The organism is Pseudomonas sp. Eth.TT006, assembly GCF_054456575.1.
The window spans coordinates 1-15,695 of the sequence record NZ_JBTJEN010000017.1 but is presented as its reverse complement, the minus strand read 5'-3'; the positions used below and the strand labels follow the sequence as shown (position 1 = coordinate 15,695).

The following is a 15,695-nucleotide window of genomic DNA, read 5'->3' as shown; positions in this document are numbered from 1 at the left end:
CGGCGGCTAAAACCTCGGGCGGGGTGATCCTTTGGGAAAACGTGTGTATGATGCGGCAGCCGGGAAATTCCCGGCTTTTTTGCGTCTGCACGTTTGATTGCTGTTTTTTGTTGCAGGCATCGGGTTGAATGGCCCGAACGTTTTTCGAGGAAAGTGATGGGCGAAGCCGGTGACAGGCCTTTCGCCGCGTCGTTCATGCGCGTGCGTTTTGAACGGATCGGTCATTTTCTGCTTCACTCAAGGCTCGCCCGCAGGCTGGCCGCCCGGATCAAAGGGGAATGGCGTAATGGCAACGGTAGACCGCTGGCTGCTGCCAGATGGCATCGAAGAAGTACTGCCACCGGAAGCGGCGCGCATTGAAGTCGCGCGTCGTCAGGTGTTGGATCTGTTCCAGAGCTGGGGTTACGAGTTTGTCGTGACTCCCCATATCGAGTACCTGGAATCCCTGCTGACCGGTGCAGGCCAGGACCTGGATCTGCGTACCTTCAAGGTCATCGACCCGCAATCGGGCCGGCAGATGGGCTTTCGCGCAGACATCACGCCGCAAGTGGCGCGCATCGATGCGCACACCCTGCGTCGCGAAGGCCCGAGCCGTCTGTGCTACGCCGGCAGCGTCCTGCATGCCCAGCCGCGTGCATTGTCGTCCTCGCGCAGCCCGATCCAGCTGGGCGCGGAGCTGTACGGCGATGCCAGCCCGAGCAGCGACGTTGAAGTGATCAGCCTGATGCTGGCCATGCTGCAACTGGCCGACGTGCCGGATGTGCACATGGACCTTGGTCATGTCGGCATCTACCGTGGTCTGGCGCGCGCCGCCGGGCTGTCCGGCGAAGTCGAGCAGCAGTTGTTCGACGCGCTGCAACGCAAGGCCATCGACGAGGTCATTACCTTGACCGAAGGCCTGCCGGCCGATCTGTCCGGCATGCTGCGGGCACTGGTCGATCTGTGTGGCGGACGTGAGGTACTGGCTGCCGCTCGCGAACGTCTGGCCAATGCGCCGGCGCCGGTGCTGGCCGCGCTGGAAGACTTGCTGGCGATCGCCGAGCGTCTGTCGGTGCGCTTCCCGGAGCTGCCGTTGTACTTCGATCTGGGCGAGCTGCGCGGCTACCACTACCACACCGGTGTGGTGTTCGCGGTATTCGTACCGGGCGTGGGACAGTCCATCGCTCAGGGCGGTCGTTACGATGACATCGGCGCCGACTTCGGTCGCGCCCGTCCGGCAACCGGCTTCTCTACCGATTTGAAAACCCTGGTGACCCTGGGGCGTGCTGAGATCGAGCTACCGTCTGGCGGTATCTGGATGCCTGACAGTACGGATGCGGCACTCTGGCAGCAGGTTTGCCAGTTGCGCAGTGAGGGTCAGCGTGTCGTTCAGGCGTTGCCTGGACAACCTTTGGCCGCCGCCCGTGAAGCGGACTGCGACCGGCAATTGATTCAGCAGAACGGGCTTTGGCAAGTATCGCCACTGGCTTCTTGAGTTTTCCTGCCGGCCATCGCCGGCACCAAGTTTGCGCGAATGAGGACAAGTGTTATGGGTAAGAATGTCGTAGTCCTGGGCACCCAATGGGGTGATGAGGGCAAAGGCAAGATCGTTGATCTGCTGACCGAACATGCTGCCGCCGTAGTGCGCTACCAGGGCGGTCACAACGCTGGCCACACCCTGGTGATCGACGGCGAAAAAACCGTCTTGCACCTGATCCCGTCGGGCGTGCTGCGCGAAGGCGTGCAGTGCCTGATCGGCAACGGCGTGGTGGTTGCACCTGACGCCCTGCTGCGCGAGATCACCAAGCTGGAAGAGAAAGGCGTACCGGTGCGCGAGCGCCTGCGTATCAGCCCGTCCTGCCCGCTGATCCTGTCCTTCCACGTGGCGCTGGACCAGGCCCGTGAAAAGGCCCGTGGCGAGCTGAAGATCGGTACCACCGGTCGCGGCATCGGCCCGGCGTACGAAGACAAGGTTGCCCGTCGTGGCCTGCGCGTTGGCGACCTGCTCAACATGCCGCGCTTCGAAGACAAGCTGCGTGAACTGGTGGATTACCACAACTTCATGCTGGTCGGTTACTACAAAGAGCCGGCCATCGAGTTCGAAAAGACCCTGGCCGAGTGCAAGGAATACGCTGAGCTGCTCAAGCCGCTGATGCTCGACGTGACGGCCGAACTGCACGACCTGCGTCGTGCCGGCAAAGACATCATGTTCGAAGGCGCCCAAGGTTCGTTGCTCGACATCGACCACGGTACCTACCCGTACGTGACCAGCTCCAACACCACCGCCGGTGGCGTGGCGACCGGTTCGGGCGTTGGCCCGATGTTCCTCGATTACATCCTGGGCATCACCAAGGCTTACACCACTCGCGTCGGTTCCGGCCCGTTCCCGACCGAGCTGTTCGACGAAGTCGGCGCGCACCTGGCCAAGCAAGGTCACGAGTTCGGAGCGACCACCGGCCGTGCCCGTCGTTGCGGCTGGTTCGACGCCGTTATCCTGCGTCGCGCTATCGATGTGAACAGCATCTCGGGTATCTGCCTGACCAAGCTGGACGTGCTCGATGGTCTGGAAACCATCAACATCTGCACCGGCTATAAGGACGCGCAAGGCAATGCCGTGGCGCCGACCGACGCTGACAGCTACGTAGGCCTGCAGCCTGTGTACGAAGAAGTGCCGGGCTGGAGCGAATCGACCGTGGGCGCCAAGACCCTGGAAGAGCTGCCGGCTAACGCTCGTGCCTACATCAAGCGCGTTGAAGAATTGATCGGTGCACCGATCGACATTATTTCGACGGGCCCGGACCGCAACGAAACCATCGTTCTGCGTCATCCGTTCGCTTGATAAGTCGTTGATGTAAAAAACAAAGGCCCCTTAATCGGGGCCTTTGTCGTTTATGCCGGCTGCACGGCATGACCTTTGCTGTGATTCTGTCTACAAGAGTGCCATCAAATTAATGGCGTCAGAAGTAGAGGGATTCACAGTGTCGGCCGTTCTCTCACTGTTACAAAGCCGTTTGTTGCGGCCCGTGTTCGTTACCCTTGGTATCGCCCTTTTGGTGCAAGTGCTGGTGGCAGTCGCCCTGACACGAAGCACGGTCACGGCGCTGGAAGCCGACCTTGGCGTTCGCCTGGGCGCCGATAGCCAGAAGCTCTCGAGCGAGTTGGAGCAGGCCGGGCGTGAAGTCACCTCGAGCCTCGATAACCTTTCCTCGAGCACCCGCCAGCGTTTGACCGCCGGCCTGTCCGCGCGTCTGAAGGACGAGCAGGCGCAACTGCGTGCGACGTTGGAAAAGGACCTGAAGGACTCGGCCAATGACATGGCGCAGTTGCTCGCCTCGGTGGCGCCGCGCGCCATGTGGGACAGCGACGTGCCGACCCTTTCCGAATTCGCCCGCCGCGCCCAGCGCAATCCCAACGTACTTTTCGTGGTTTACGACGACGCTACCGGGCAGCACCTGACCCGCTATCTGAATCGCGAAAACCCGATCAACAAGGCCCTGCTGGAAAAAGGCCAGGGCGAGCGGGCGCTGGACAAGGTGCTGGACGCGGCGAAAAACGATCCCTCCGTCTACTACCTCGAAGCCTCGATCAACCCCAACGGCGTCGAGATTGGCAAAGTGTTGATGGGTGTGTCGACCGCTTCGGTGGAAACCGATCTGGCCGCGCTCGACCAGCGCTTCTCGGCGCTGATCGCCAGCAGCGATCAACTGGTCGGCGACAGCCTCAAGGGTGCCGCCGCTGATAGCGCCAAAGCAATGCAGGCGCGCCTGCAGTCGGCGCAATCCACCGCGACCGAAATGAAAGCCAATACCAGCAGTACCGTGCAGGACGCCGCCGCGACGTTGCGCTGGCGCATCGGTATGGGTCTGGCGCTGGTCGGCTGTGGCGTGCTGTTGCTGCTGGCGGTGGTGCTCGGGCATCGGGTGGTCAATCGCCTGAAGATGCTCAACGCCGCGATGGATGATCTGGCGGCGGGTGAGGGCGACCTGACCAAGCGCGTGCAGATCAACAGCAAGGATGAGATCGGCGACATGGCGTCGGCGGTCAATCGCTTTGTGGACAAGTTGCAGCCGATCGTGCGTGAGGCGGGCGACGTGGCCCAGCGTACCGGCGTGGAAATTGGCGCGATGACCCTGCGCAATGCCGGCGCCGATGCGGCAGCCGGGATGCAGCGTGATGAAGTCGCTGAGAGCCTGCGCGCGCTGTCGCAGATGGCCGACGAGGCACAATCGGAAAGCCAGGCGATGCAGGCGGCGTTGAAGCAGGTGGTGGACATTCGTCAGGCCACCGACGAAAACACCCGCACCTCGGCCAAGGTCGGCAGCCTGATCGAAGCGCTGGCCGGGCAGGTCGACACCGGGGCGAAAGTCATCGAGCGCCTGGCGCAACAGAGTGAACAGATTGAAGTGGTGCTGACGGTGATTCACGGTATCGCCGAGCAGACCAACCTGCTGGCGCTCAACGCCGCCATTGAGGCGGCGCGGGCGGGCGAGACCGGGCGTGGTTTCGCGGTGGTGGCAGACGAAGTGCGGGCGTTGGCAAGCAAGACGCAAAGCTCCACCGGCGACATTCAGGCGCACATCGTCGCTCTGCAGCAGGGGGCGCGTGAGGCGGTAGAGGCAATCGGGCAGGCCGGGCGCCAGGCCAGCGAAGGTTTGCTGGTGTTGCGCGACAGTGCACGGCTGCAGCAGTCGGTGCAGGCATCGGTCGAGCAAGTGCACGCAGCGATCGGTCTGGCGACGCAGGCAGCGGCGCATCAGGCGCAGGGCGCACAAGCGGTGCGCGGACGGGTCGAGACGATTCATGCTCAGGCCGAGAAAGCGGCGCAGGCGGTGGTGGAGACCACGGCCAGTGGCAAGGTGCTGGATAGCTTGGCGGCGCAGTTGAAGGCCAGTCTGGGGCAGTTCAGGGCTTAAGGGTATTTTGGCGGGCCTCTTCGCGAGCAAGCCCGCTCCCACAGTTTGACCGAGTTCCAACCGGGGAATGCGATCAAACTGTGGGGGCGGGCTTGCTCGCGAAGGCGACTTCAGCGACTCAGATACATCCGCGTCGTCAGCAGATACACCGGCAATCCCGACACCACAATCAACAACGCCGCATAAGGTGCCGCCGCCGCGAACTCGACATTCGCCGTATGCGCCCAGACCTCGGTCGCCAGCGTGTTCAACCCGGTCGGACTCAACAGCAGCGTCGCCGTCAGCTCCTTCATCGCATCCAGAAACACCAGGGCAAACGCGGCACCCAGTGCCGGGAAAATGATCGGCAGCGTCACCCGGCAAAACGCCGTGAACGACGACGCGCCCAGCGTGCGTGCGGCTTCTTCGAGCTGCGGCGCAGCCTTGTTCAATGCGGTGCGAATCGGTGCCTGCGCCAGTGGCAGAAACAGCAACGCATAGGCAATCAGCAGCAGTGCCGAAGTCTGGTACAGCGCCGGCACGTAATGCAGGGCGAAATACACCAGCGTCAGCGCAATCACCAGCCCCGGCAGCGCATGCAGCAGATACGGCAGACGCTCGGCCCAGATCGCCAGTTGGCCCTTGTAACGCACCACCAGCAATCCGACCGGCACCGCCAGCAGCAGGCACAACGCTGCGCCACCCAGCGACAGGGCCAGTGACGACAGTAGCGCTTCACTGATCGCCGCGACCGGAAATGCTGCCGACGAGCCGACCGCCAGCCAATAGGCGAGCATGCCCAGCGGAATCCCGCTGCCGACAATTGCCAGCAGCAGGCAATACAGCTGACCGACGATGGCCCACGGCCCGAGGCGCACTTGTTCGGCCTGACGCGCCGCGCCTTGGCCGGTGCGTACATGCCGACCCTTGCCGCGCACCCGCAGCTCCAGCCACAGCAGCATCAGACACAGGGCGAGCAATACCGCGGAGAGCATCGCCGCGTTGGCGTTACTGAATTCCAGTTCGAATTGCTGATAGATCGCCGTGGTGAAGGTTTGCAGGCCGATGATCGACAGCGCGCCGAATTCCACCAGCATGTGCAGGGCAATCAGCAGCGAGCCGGCCAGCAGCGACGGCCAGAGCAAGGGCAGGGTGACGCGGAAAAATACGCCCCAGCGGTTCTGTCCCAGGGTGCGGGCGGATTCCTCCAGAGATGGATCGAGGTTGCGCAGGGTCGCTGCCACCGGCAGAAAGATCAGCGGATACTTTGACAGGCTCATCACCAGAATCGCCCCGCCGAGGCCTTCGAACTGTGCGCTCAACGAGACCCAGGTGAAGCTGCTGACAAACGCCGGCACCGCGAACGGCAGGCATAGAACCACGCCCCACAGGCGTCGGCCCGGCAGATTGCTGCGTTCCAGCAGCCAGGCCAGCGACAGACCGATCACGCCGCAGGTCAGCGTCACGCCGACCATTAGCGCCAGAGTGTTGCGCAGCAGGCCGAACACATACGGGCGCCATAGCAGATGCAGCGCTTCGGCCCAGCCGGCCTGCCAGGCTTTCAGGCCGACGTAGGCCAGCGGCAGCAGGCTGAGCACCACCAGTAATAAAACCGGCAGCACCAGCCAGATTGACGGCCGTTTGCGCCGTGGCACGTAACCCCCGCGCGCGGCGGGGGCGGATAACGATGCGGCCATCAGTTCAGGCCAACTTCACGTTCCAGTTCCAGCGCTTCTTCGGCGTTGCCCAGGTCGGCCGGAGTGACATTTGGCGCTTGCAGCTCGCTGAATGGTTTGAGACCGCGGTCCGACTCCATGCCTTTGTGCAGCGGGTATTCGGCGGTGGTCTGGGTGATCACGCGCTGACCTTCCTCGCTGGCCATGTAGGCGAGGAATTGCTGGGCTTCTTTCGGGTGTTTGCTGGATTTGAGGACGGCCGCGCTGGACACGGTGATCAGCCCGCCGACGTCGCCGTCGGTGAAGTAATGCAGTTTCGAATCGAGTTGGCCTTTTTCGCGCTGCAGGGCGAACCAGTAGTAGTTGTTCACCAGCACCGTGGCGACTTCGCCGTTTTCCACCGCTTTGAGCGCGACCATGTTGTTGCTGTAGGTCTTGCCGAAAGCGCGCAGCCCGGTCAGCCATTCTTCGGCGGCATCACGGCCGTGCATTTTGATGATTGCTACGGCCTGTTCCTGAAACGCGCCGCTGGTTGGTACGAAGCCAACCTTGCCTTGCCATTTTGGATCGGAGAAACCGAGTACCGATTTCGGCAAATCCTTTTCATCGATCAGCTTCGGGTTGTAAGCAACCACGCGAACCCGCGCGGTGACGCCGATCCAGGTGCCGTTGCCGGCGACATATTCTTTCGGCAGCACAGCCAGCGTGGCGTCATCGGTCTTGGCCAGCAGACCTTGTTCGCCAAGATTGTTCAGTGGCGGGGATTCTTCGGTGTAGATCACGTCGGCGGGAGAGCGCTCGCCTTCTTCGATGATCTGGCTGGCGAGCTGGTTGCTGCTGCCTTTGCGCACATTGACGTGAATGCCGGTCTTGGCTTCGAAGGCTTTGGCGATTGCATCGCCGACTTCCTTGTGCTGACCGTTGTAGAGCGTCAGGGAAACCGCGTCGGCTGCCTGGGTGAGGGGAGTGGCGAGTGCCAGGCCGAGCAGGGTGAAGGTCAAGCCTCGGCGCAGGGTATTTCGAAATATCATTCGCAGGGTTCCTCACTGTCGCATTGCAAAAACTTGTGACAATGATAAACGATATTGTTTCTCAAATGCGCCTTGCTGCTCGACGAATTCCCCCCCCCCTGTAGGAGCTGCCGAAGGCTGCGATCTTTTGATCTTGTTTTTAAAAATCAAAGTCAAAGGATCGCAGCCTGCGGCAGCTCCTACAGGGTTTGATCAAGAATTTCAGGAAGGCAGAAACGCAAAAACCCGCTTTCGCGGGTTTTTGGGAAACTCAAGGTCGTAACCTTGAATTTGAATTGGTGCCCAGAAGAAGACTCGAACTTCCACGACCGTAAGGTCACCAGCACCTGAAGCTGGCGTGTCTACCAATTTCACCATCTGGGCATTCATCGCGAGCGTTGCCGCTGTTGATGTGGCGCACTATACGGAGCGCTTGTTGATCTGTAAACCCCTGATTTAATTTTAATAAATCGGTTTTAACAAACGCGTTCCTTAGAATGCAAAAAACCCGCTTTCGCGGGTTTTTGTGTGAGTCTCGAAACTGATCTAGTCTCAAAACTCGAAATTGGTGCCCAGGAGAAGACTCGAACTTCCACGACCGTAAGGTCACCAGCACCTGAAGCTGGCGTGTCTACCAATTTCACCACCTGGGCATCTCGGCAACGTGTGTACGTCGTCGATGGCGCGCACTATACGGAGCGCCTTTTTAGCTGTAAACCCCTGCCCGCAAAAAAAATGGATTTTTTTTACCGGTGGTGTTCAAAAGGGCTTTCACGCGTCGATACAAGGCTTTAGAACAGCCTTATAGAGTGGGAAATTTCCCGTTTGATGGCGCCTATGCCAAACTAACCCGCATATAGACAAGGTGAAAACTATCTAATGGCCGATTGGCAGTCCCTCGATCCCGAGGCCGCTCGTGAAGCGGAAAAATATGAAAACCCTATTCCCAGCCGCGAACTGATCCTTCAGCACCTTGCTGATCGTGGTTCGCCTGCTGCCCGTGAAGAGCTGGTCGAAGAGTTTGGTCTGACCACCGAAGACCAGATCGAAGCCCTGCGCCGCCGCTTGCGCGCCATGGAGCGCGACGCTCAACTGATCTACACCCGCCGTGGCACTTACGCGCCGGTGGACAAGCTCGACCTGATCCTCGGCCGCATCAGCGGTCACCGTGACGGTTTTGGCTTCCTGGTGCCGGACGATGGCAGCGATGACCTGTTCATGAGCCCGGCGCAAATGCGTCTGGTGTTCGACGGTGACCGTGCCCTGGCCCGCGTTTCCGGTCTTGACCGTCGCGGTCGCCGCGAAGGCATGATCGTCGAAGTTGTGTCGCGTGCTCACGAAACCATCGTCGGTCGCTACTTCGAAGAGGGCGGCATCGGTTTTGTCGTTGCCGACAACCCGAAGATCCAGCAGGAAGTGCTGGTCACCCCGGGCCGCAACGCCAACGCCCAGATCGGTCAGTTCGTCGAGGTGAAAATCACCCACTGGCCGACGCCGCGCTTCCAGCCGCAAGGCGATGTGGTCGAAGTGGTCGGCAACTACATGGCGCCGGGCATGGAAATCGATGTCGCGCTGCGTACCTACGACATCCCGCACGTCTGGCCTGAAGCCGTTCTCAAAGAAGCGGCCAAACTCAAGCCGGAAGTCGAAGAGAAGGACAAAGAGAAGCGCATCGATCTGCGCCATCTGCCGTTCGTCACCATCGACGGCGAAGACGCTCGCGACTTCGACGACGCGGTCTACTGCGAAGCCAAACCGGGCAAACTGCGCCTGTTCTCCGGCGGCTGGAAGTTGTACGTGGCGATCGCCGACGTTTCCAGCTACGTGAAGATCGGTTCGGCGCTGGACAACGAAGCCCAGGTGCGCGGCAACTCGGTGTACTTCCCTGAGCGCGTGGTGCCGATGCTCCCTGAGCAGCTGTCCAACGGTCTGTGCTCGCTGAACCCGCACGTCGATCGTCTGGCCATGGTTTGCGAGATGACCATCTCCAAGTCCGGTGAAATGACCGACTACTGCTTCTATGAAGCGGTGATCCACTCCCATGCCCGTCTGACCTACAACAAGGTCAGCGCGATGCTGGAAACCCCCAAAGCCACTGAAGCGCGCAAGCTTCGCGGCGAATACACCGACGTGGTGCCGCACCTCAAGCAGCTTTATGCGCTGTACAAAGTGCTGCTGGCGGCCCGTCATACGCGTGGCGCAATCGATTTCGAAACCCAGGAAACCCGAATCATCTTCGGTACCGAACGCAAGATTGCCGAAATCCGTCCGACCACTCGCAATGATGCGCACAAGCTGATCGAGGAATGCATGCTGGCGGCCAACGTGGCCACCGCAGAGTTCCTGAAAAAGCACGAAATCCCTGCGTTGTATCGCGTCCATGACGGCCCGCCACCTGAGCGTCTGGAAAAACTGCGCGCCTTCCTTGGCGAGCTTGGCCTGTCCCTGCACAAAGGCAAGGAAGGCCCGTCGCCGAAGGATTATCAGGCCTTGTTGGCGAGCATCAAGGACCGTCCAGACTTCCACCTGATCCAGACCGTGATGCTGCGCTCCCTGAGCCAGGCGGTGTACAGCGCCCAGAACGAAGGCCACTTCGGCCTGAATTACGAAGCCTATACCCACTTCACCTCGCCGATCCGTCGTTACCCGGACCTGCTCACGCACCGCGCGATCCGCAGCGTGATCCATTCGAAACAGGACACTCCGCACGTACGTCGTGCCGGGGCGATGACCATTCCGAAGGCGCGCATCTATCCGTACGATGAGGCGGCGCTGGAGCAACTCGGCGAGCAATGCTCGATGAGCGAACGCCGCGCCGACGAAGCCACCCGCGACGTGGTGAACTGGCTCAAGTGCGAGTTCATGAAGGATCGCGTGGGCGAGTCTTTCCCGGGCGTGATCACTGCCGTGACCGGTTTTGGTCTGTTCGTCGAACTGACCGACATTTACGTCGAAGGTCTGGTGCACGTCACCGCGCTGCCGGGCGATTACTACCACTTCGATCCTGTGCATCACCGCCTCGCGGGCGAGCGCACCGGTCGCAGCTTCCGCCTCGGCGATACCGTTGAAGTGCGGGTCATGCGCGTTGACCTCGACGAGCGCAAGATCGACTTCGAGATGGCAGAAAAAACCATCAGTGCGCCGATTGGCCGCAAGAAGCGCGGTGCTGAAACTGCTGCTCCGGCGTCCAAGGCTGCCGAAGAAAAGGCACCGGCAAAAACCGCTGGTCGTCGTCCGGCCAAAGAGAAAGCCGCCGAGGCCTATCGTCCGAGCGATGCCGTGGCGAAAAACGCCGAGCTGCGCAAAAGCCGTGAAATGAAGAAGGCCTTGCTGGCCGATGCGAAAAACGGTGGTAAAGCGGCGTCCGGGGGAAAGACCGGTCGCTCGGCGCCTGAAGCGGCCTCCGGCAAATCCGGCAAACCGAGCAAACACCGCAAGGGCCCGCCGAAAGCGGGTTCCGCTCCAGCCAAAAGTGGCGGGGCACGTAAACCGAAGGCGAAGTCATGAGTCAGTTGGAAAAAATCTACGGCGTTCACGCGGTAGAAGCGTTGCTGCGTCACCACCCGAAACGCGTCAAGCAGATCTGGCTGGCTGAAAGCCGCAACGATCCGCGCGTGCAGACCCTGATCGAACTGGCCAACGAGAATCGTGTGCAGATCGGTCAGGCCGAGCGCCGCGAAATGGACGCCTGGGTTGAGGGCGTGCACCAGGGCGTGGTGGCGGACGTGAGTCCGAGCCAGGTCTGGGGCGAGGCGATGCTCGACGAACTGCTCGACCGCACCGAAGGCGCGCCGCTGTTGCTGGTGCTCGACGGCGTGACCGATCCGCACAACCTCGGCGCCTGCCTGCGTTCGGCCGATGCGGCCGGTGCGCTGGCGGTAATCGTGCCCAAGGACAAGTCGGCAACTCTGACCCCGGTGGTGCGTAAAGTGGCGTGTGGCGCGGCCGAGGTTATTCCTCTGGTGGCTGTGACCAACCTCGCGCGTACTCTGGAAAAGCTCCAGCAACGTGGTCTGTGGGTGGTCGGTACGGCGGGTGAGGCCGAGGTCAGCATCTATGACCAGGACCTGACCGGCCCGACCATCCTGATCATGGGCGCCGAAGGCAAAGGCATGCGTCGCCTGACCCGCGAGCATTGCGACTATCTGGTGAATCTGCCGATGGCCGGCAGCGTCAGCAGCCTCAACGTGTCCGTGGCCACCGGCGTGTGCCTGTTCGAAGCCCAGCGTCAGCGCGGCGCAAAAGCCAAGGCTGCCGCCAAGAAATAAGGCCCCCTGTAGGAGCTGCCGCAGGCTGCGATCTTTTGATCTTGATCTTAAAAAACAAAGTCAAAAGATCGCAGCCTTCGGCGGCTCCTACAGATGTCTTCCGGTGATTGTTCAAATAATCACCAATTGCCTTGCGCCGCCCCAATCCCTTCTCTACAATTACGCCCCTTGCTGTGACGGCAGGCACGCATGTGCCCCGCGCCAGCAAGTCCATAAGTGTCATTCACTCCTTGTCTGACCGTTTTTGAGCGGCAGGCTACAACCCGTAAGGAGCATTCATGCGTCATTACGAAATCATCTTTCTGGTCCACCCGGATCAGAGCGAGCAAGTCGGCGGCATGGTTGAGCGTTACACCAAGCTGATCGAAGAAGACGGCGGCAAAATCCACCGTCTGGAAGATTGGGGCCGTCGTCAACTGGCCTACGCAATCAACAATGTTCACAAGGCTCACTACGTGATGCTGAACGTTGAGTGCACTGGCAAGGCCCTGGCCGAGCTGGAAGACAACTTCCGCTACAACGATGCAGTGATCCGTAACCTGGTCATCCGTCGCGACGAAGCCGTTACCGGCCAATCCGAGATGCTCAAGGCTGAAGAAAACCGCAGTGAGCGCCGTGAGCGTCGCGATCGTCCTGAGCACGAAGGCGCTGAAAGCGCTGAAGGCGAAGAGAACGACAGCGATAACGCTGACGAGTAATCCACGGACCTTATTAAGGAGCCTATCAAATGGCACGTTTCTTCCGTCGTCGTAAATTCTGCCGTTTCACCGCTGAAGACGTGAAAGAGATCGATTACAAAGATCTCAACACTCTGAAAGCCTACGTATCCGAGACCGGCAAAATCGTTCCAAGCCGCATCACCGGTACCAAAGCTCGTTATCAGCGTCAGCTGGCCACCGCTATCAAGCGCGCCCGCTTCCTGGCCCTGCTGGCCTACACCGACAGCCACGGCCGCTGAGACCGGGCAGTCGACAAGTAGCAAAGGATTGAATGCATGCGTGCCTTAGCTGAGTTCATCATGCGAGGCCGTATGCAGGCCACACTCGTGGTGGCCGGATGTGCAACATTGCCGTTGTTGTATTGGTTGGGCGCTGCCGCCGGGAGCCTTGTGCTGCTGCGGCGCGGACTGACGGACGCCCTGGGTGTTCTGTCTCTGGGGCTGCTGCCGGCTTTGATCTGGTGGCTGTATGCCGATGACCCACGGGCACTTCTGGTGCTGCTGGGGTCTTCGGGACTTGCGTTGGTTTTGCGCGCAAGTGAGTCCTGGGTTCGCACGCTGTTGGTCAGCGTAGTGATTGGAGTGGTGTTTTCAGTGGTGCTCGGGGCGGCGTTTGCGGCCCAGATCGAGATGCTCGCGCAAGCCTTGATAAAGGTCATGCCGGCGCTTCTTGGTGATACCTACAAGCAATTGTCGGTGGATGAGCAAGCGCGGTTCGCGTCCCTGATTGCACCGGTCCTGACCGGACTGATTGCGGCGCTGTTGCAGATCGTCAGCGTGCTGAGCCTGATTGTCGGGCGGCATTGGCAAGCGTTGTTGTACAACCCGGGTGGTTTTGGTCGCGAGTTTCGCGCCATCCGGATCCCGCTGGGGCCGGCGATGTTGCTGCTGGCGTTGATGCTTCTGGGCCCGAATCTCGGTGCACAGATGGCCATGTTGACGCCGTTGTGCAGTGTACCGCTGGTGTTCGCCGGACTGGCCCTGATTCACGGGCTGGTCGGGCAGAAGCGACTGGCCGGTTTCTGGCTGGTGGGGTTGTACGTCACGCTGCTGTTGTTCATGCAGCTGATCTATCCGTTGCTCGTGGTTCTAGCCATTGTCGACAGCCTGATTGATTTTCGCGGTCGTCACGTGTCGAAAGACACCGATAACGCGAACGGTGAAGGTTAAAAGTTAAGAGGATTTCCACATGCAACTGATCCTTCTGGAAAAAATCGCCAACCTGGGCAACCTGGGCGACAAAGTAAACGTTAAGGCCGGTTACGGCCGTAACTACCTGCTGCCTTTCGGCAAAGCTACCGCTGCGACCGCTGCCAACCTGGCTGCGTTCGAAGAGCGTCGCGCTGAGCTGGAAAAAGCCGCCGCAGACCGTAAAGCATCGGCTGAAAGCCGTGCTGCCCAACTGGCCGAGCTGGAAGTGACCATCACTGCCACCGCTGGCGACGAAGGCAAGCTGTTCGGTTCGATCGGTACTCACGACATCGCTGACGCACTGACCGCTTCCGGCGTTGAAGTGCAGAAGAGCGAAGTTCGTCTGCCGAACGGCACCATCCGCAACGTGGGTGAATTCGACGTAGCCGTGCACCTGCACGCTGAAGTTGAAGCCACCGTACGCGTTGTCGTGGTAGCAGCTTAAGCAACACTTGTCGGCTGGCACCCTTGGGTGCTTGCCGGTAACATCGGGCACGATCCTGTTTACAGGTCGTGCCCTTTGTCTTTCTGGTACTCCCGTTTTCAACCCTGACTCCAAGTGGCCATGAACGAAATCTCCGCTCCCGAGCAATACGATCTGCAAACCGCCGCGCTGAAAGTGCCGCCGCATTCCATCGAGGCCGAACAGGCTGTACTCGGTGGTCTGATGCTGGACAACAACGCCTGGGAGCGTGTGCTCGATCAAGTCTCCGACGGCGATTTCTACCGGCATGACCACCGATTGATCTTCCGTGCGATCGCCAAGCTGGCCGATCAGAACATGCCGATCGACGTCGTGACCCTTGCCGAGCAACTGGACAAGGAAGGTCAGACATCGCAGGTCGGCGGCCTCGGTTACTTGGGCGAACTGGCGAAAAACACGCCATCGGTCGCCAACATCAAGGCCTATGCGCAGATCGTCCGCCAGCGTGCGACGCTGCGCCAATTGATCGGTATCAGCACCGAAATCGCTGATGCGGCCTTCAACCCCGAGGGCCGTACCGCCGAAGAAATCCTCGATGAAGCCGAACGGCAGATTTTCCAGATCGCCGAGGCTCGGCCGAAAACCAGCGGGCCGGTCGGCGTCAATGAATTGCTGACCAAGGCGATCGATCGCATCGACACGCTGTTCAACACCGGTGAAGGCATTACCGGCCTGTCCACCGGTTACACCGACCTCGATGACAAGACCAGCGGCCTGCAGCCGTCCGACCTGATCATCGTCGCCGGCCGTCCGTCGATGGGTAAAACCACCTTCGCCATGAACCTGGTGGAAAACGCGGTACTGCGCAGCGACAAAGTGGTGCTGGTGTACTCCCTCGAGATGCCAGGCGAATCGCTGATGATGCGTATGCTGTCCTCGCTGGGCCGCATCGACCAGACCAAAGTGCGTTCCGGCCAGCTGGAAGACGACGACTGGCCGCGCCTGACCTCGGCGGTCAACCTGCTCAATGACCGCAAGCTGTTCATCGATGACACCGCCGGTATCAGCCCTTCGGAAATGCGCGCGCGGACCCGCCGCCTGGTGCGTGAGCACGGCGAAATCGGCTTGATCATGATCGACTATTTGCAGCTGATGCAGATCCCCGGTTCCAGCGGTGACAATCGGACCAACGAGATTTCCGAAATCTCGCGATCCCTGAAAGCCCTGGCCAAGGAATTCAACTGCCCGGTGGTGGCGCTGTCGCAGCTCAACCGCTCCCTGGAACAACGTCCCAACAAGCGCCCGGTGAACTCCGACTTGCGGGAATCCGGAGCGATCGAGCAGGACGCCGACGTGATCATGTTCGTGTACCGGGACGAGGTGTATCACCCGGAGACCGAGCATAAAGGCATCGCCGAAATCATCATCGGCAAGCAGCGGAACGGCCCGATCGGCTTTATCCGCCTGGCGTTTATCGGCAAGTACACGCGGTTCGAGAACCTTGCGCCGGGCAGTTATAACTTCGACGACGACGAAT

Annotated in this window: 12 protein-coding genes and 2 tRNA genes; 10 read left to right on the top strand and 4 right to left on the bottom strand. The window is 60.6% G+C overall.

Annotated elements, in window-relative coordinates; genetic code table 11:
- Positions 1-286: 286 nt before the first annotated feature.
- The 3 genes from ACXR0M_RS23145 to ACXR0M_RS23135 all read left to right on the top strand — a co-directional run bounded on the left by ACXR0M_RS23145 (position 287) and on the right by ACXR0M_RS23135 (position 4,892).
- Positions 287-1,474, top strand: a complete 1,188-nt coding sequence (locus tag ACXR0M_RS23145) for an ATP phosphoribosyltransferase regulatory subunit (RefSeq protein WP_458833986.1) — start codon at positions 287-289, stop codon at positions 1,472-1,474.
- A 54-nt stretch (positions 1,475-1,528) separates the two neighbouring features.
- Entirely contained in the window at positions 1,529-2,818 is a 1,290-nt protein-coding gene (locus ACXR0M_RS23140; protein ID WP_011332187.1) for an adenylosuccinate synthase, read from the top strand.
- A gap of 139 nt (positions 2,819-2,957) precedes the next feature.
- A complete protein-coding gene (locus ACXR0M_RS23135) occupies positions 2,958-4,892 on the top strand; it encodes a methyl-accepting chemotaxis protein (protein ID WP_458833985.1) in 1,935 nt (644 codons plus the stop codon).
- 110 nt (positions 4,893-5,002) lie between these two features.
- Here the strand turns inward: ACXR0M_RS23135 and ACXR0M_RS23130 are convergent, their stop codons facing one another.
- The 4 genes from ACXR0M_RS23130 to ACXR0M_RS23115 all read right to left on the bottom strand — a co-directional run bounded on the left by ACXR0M_RS23130 (position 5,003) and on the right by ACXR0M_RS23115 (position 8,210).
- On the bottom strand, positions 5,003-6,568 hold the full coding sequence (locus tag ACXR0M_RS23130; protein ID WP_458833984.1) for an ABC transporter permease: 1,566 nt from the start codon (positions 6,566-6,568) through the stop codon (positions 5,003-5,005).
- Positions 6,568-7,578 (bottom strand): extracellular solute-binding protein, encoded by a 1,011-nt coding sequence (locus ACXR0M_RS23125; protein WP_458833983.1) that lies wholly within the window; start codon positions 7,576-7,578, stop codon positions 6,568-6,570. Before ACXR0M_RS23125 ends, ACXR0M_RS23130 begins: the two co-directional genes overlap by 1 nt.
- Positions 7,579-7,854: 276 nt before the next feature.
- Positions 7,855-7,941: transfer RNA gene (locus tag ACXR0M_RS23120), tRNA-Leu, on the bottom strand.
- Positions 7,942-8,123: 182 nt separating this feature from the next.
- Positions 8,124-8,210 (bottom strand) — tRNA-Leu (locus ACXR0M_RS23115).
- Between the two features lie 226 nt (positions 8,211-8,436).
- Here ACXR0M_RS23115 and rnr point away from each other — a divergent pair.
- The 7 genes from rnr to dnaB all read left to right on the top strand — a co-directional run.
- Positions 8,437-11,064 (top strand): ribonuclease R, encoded by a 2,628-nt coding sequence (rnr, locus tag ACXR0M_RS23110; protein ID WP_458833982.1) that lies wholly within the window; start codon positions 8,437-8,439, stop codon positions 11,062-11,064.
- Complete coding sequence (rlmB, locus tag ACXR0M_RS23105; RefSeq protein ID WP_003221131.1) at positions 11,061-11,825, top strand: 23S rRNA (guanosine(2251)-2'-O)-methyltransferase RlmB; 765 nt, start codon at positions 11,061-11,063, stop codon at positions 11,823-11,825. Before rnr ends, rlmB begins: the two co-directional genes overlap by 4 nt.
- A gap of 278 nt (positions 11,826-12,103) precedes the next feature.
- Entirely contained in the window at positions 12,104-12,523 is a 420-nt protein-coding gene (rpsF, locus tag ACXR0M_RS23100; RefSeq protein WP_007915844.1) for a 30S ribosomal protein S6, read from the top strand.
- Between the two features lie 29 nt (positions 12,524-12,552).
- The gene (rpsR, locus tag ACXR0M_RS23095; protein WP_002551829.1) at positions 12,553-12,783 is read left to right on the top strand and encodes a 30S ribosomal protein S18; all 231 of its coding nucleotides are present in this window, start codon (positions 12,553-12,555) and stop codon (positions 12,781-12,783) included.
- Between the two features lie 36 nt (positions 12,784-12,819).
- Positions 12,820-13,713: a hypothetical protein gene (locus ACXR0M_RS23090; RefSeq protein ID WP_064585714.1), complete on the top strand. Its 894-nt coding sequence runs from the start codon at positions 12,820-12,822 to the stop codon at positions 13,711-13,713.
- Between the two features lie 19 nt (positions 13,714-13,732).
- Complete coding sequence (gene rplI / locus ACXR0M_RS23085; protein ID WP_003221136.1) at positions 13,733-14,179, top strand: 50S ribosomal protein L9; 447 nt, start codon at positions 13,733-13,735, stop codon at positions 14,177-14,179.
- 120 nt (positions 14,180-14,299) lie between these two features.
- Positions 14,300-15,695, top strand: a 1,396-nt coding sequence (dnaB, locus tag ACXR0M_RS23080; protein ID WP_458833981.1) for a replicative DNA helicase, incomplete at its 3' end; no start/stop codon positions are given.

Excerpts from the sequence above, each read along its gene's own strand:
- ACXR0M_RS23145 (WP_458833986.1), top strand. The coding sequence starts at position 287 with ATGGCAACGGTAGACCGCTGGCTGCTGCCAGATGGCATCGAAGAAGTA.
- ACXR0M_RS23140 (WP_011332187.1), top strand. The coding sequence starts at position 1,529 with ATGGGTAAGAATGTCGTAGTCCTGGGCACCCAATGGGGTGATGAGGGC.
- ACXR0M_RS23130 (WP_458833984.1), bottom strand. The coding sequence starts at position 6,568 with ATGGCCGCATCGTTATCCGCCCCCGCCGCGCGCGGGGGTTACGTGCCA.
- ACXR0M_RS23125 (WP_458833983.1), bottom strand. The coding sequence starts at position 7,578 with ATGATATTTCGAAATACCCTGCGCCGAGGCTTGACCTTCACCCTGCTC.
- rnr (WP_458833982.1), top strand. The coding sequence starts at position 8,437 with ATGGCCGATTGGCAGTCCCTCGATCCCGAGGCCGCTCGTGAAGCGGAA.
- rlmB (WP_003221131.1), top strand. The coding sequence starts at position 11,061 with ATGAGTCAGTTGGAAAAAATCTACGGCGTTCACGCGGTAGAAGCGTTG.
- rpsF (WP_007915844.1), top strand. The coding sequence starts at position 12,104 with ATGCGTCATTACGAAATCATCTTTCTGGTCCACCCGGATCAGAGCGAG.
- rpsR (WP_002551829.1), top strand. The coding sequence starts at position 12,553 with ATGGCACGTTTCTTCCGTCGTCGTAAATTCTGCCGTTTCACCGCTGAA.
- ACXR0M_RS23090 (WP_064585714.1), top strand. The coding sequence starts at position 12,820 with ATGCGTGCCTTAGCTGAGTTCATCATGCGAGGCCGTATGCAGGCCACA.
- rplI (WP_003221136.1), top strand. The coding sequence starts at position 13,733 with ATGCAACTGATCCTTCTGGAAAAAATCGCCAACCTGGGCAACCTGGGC.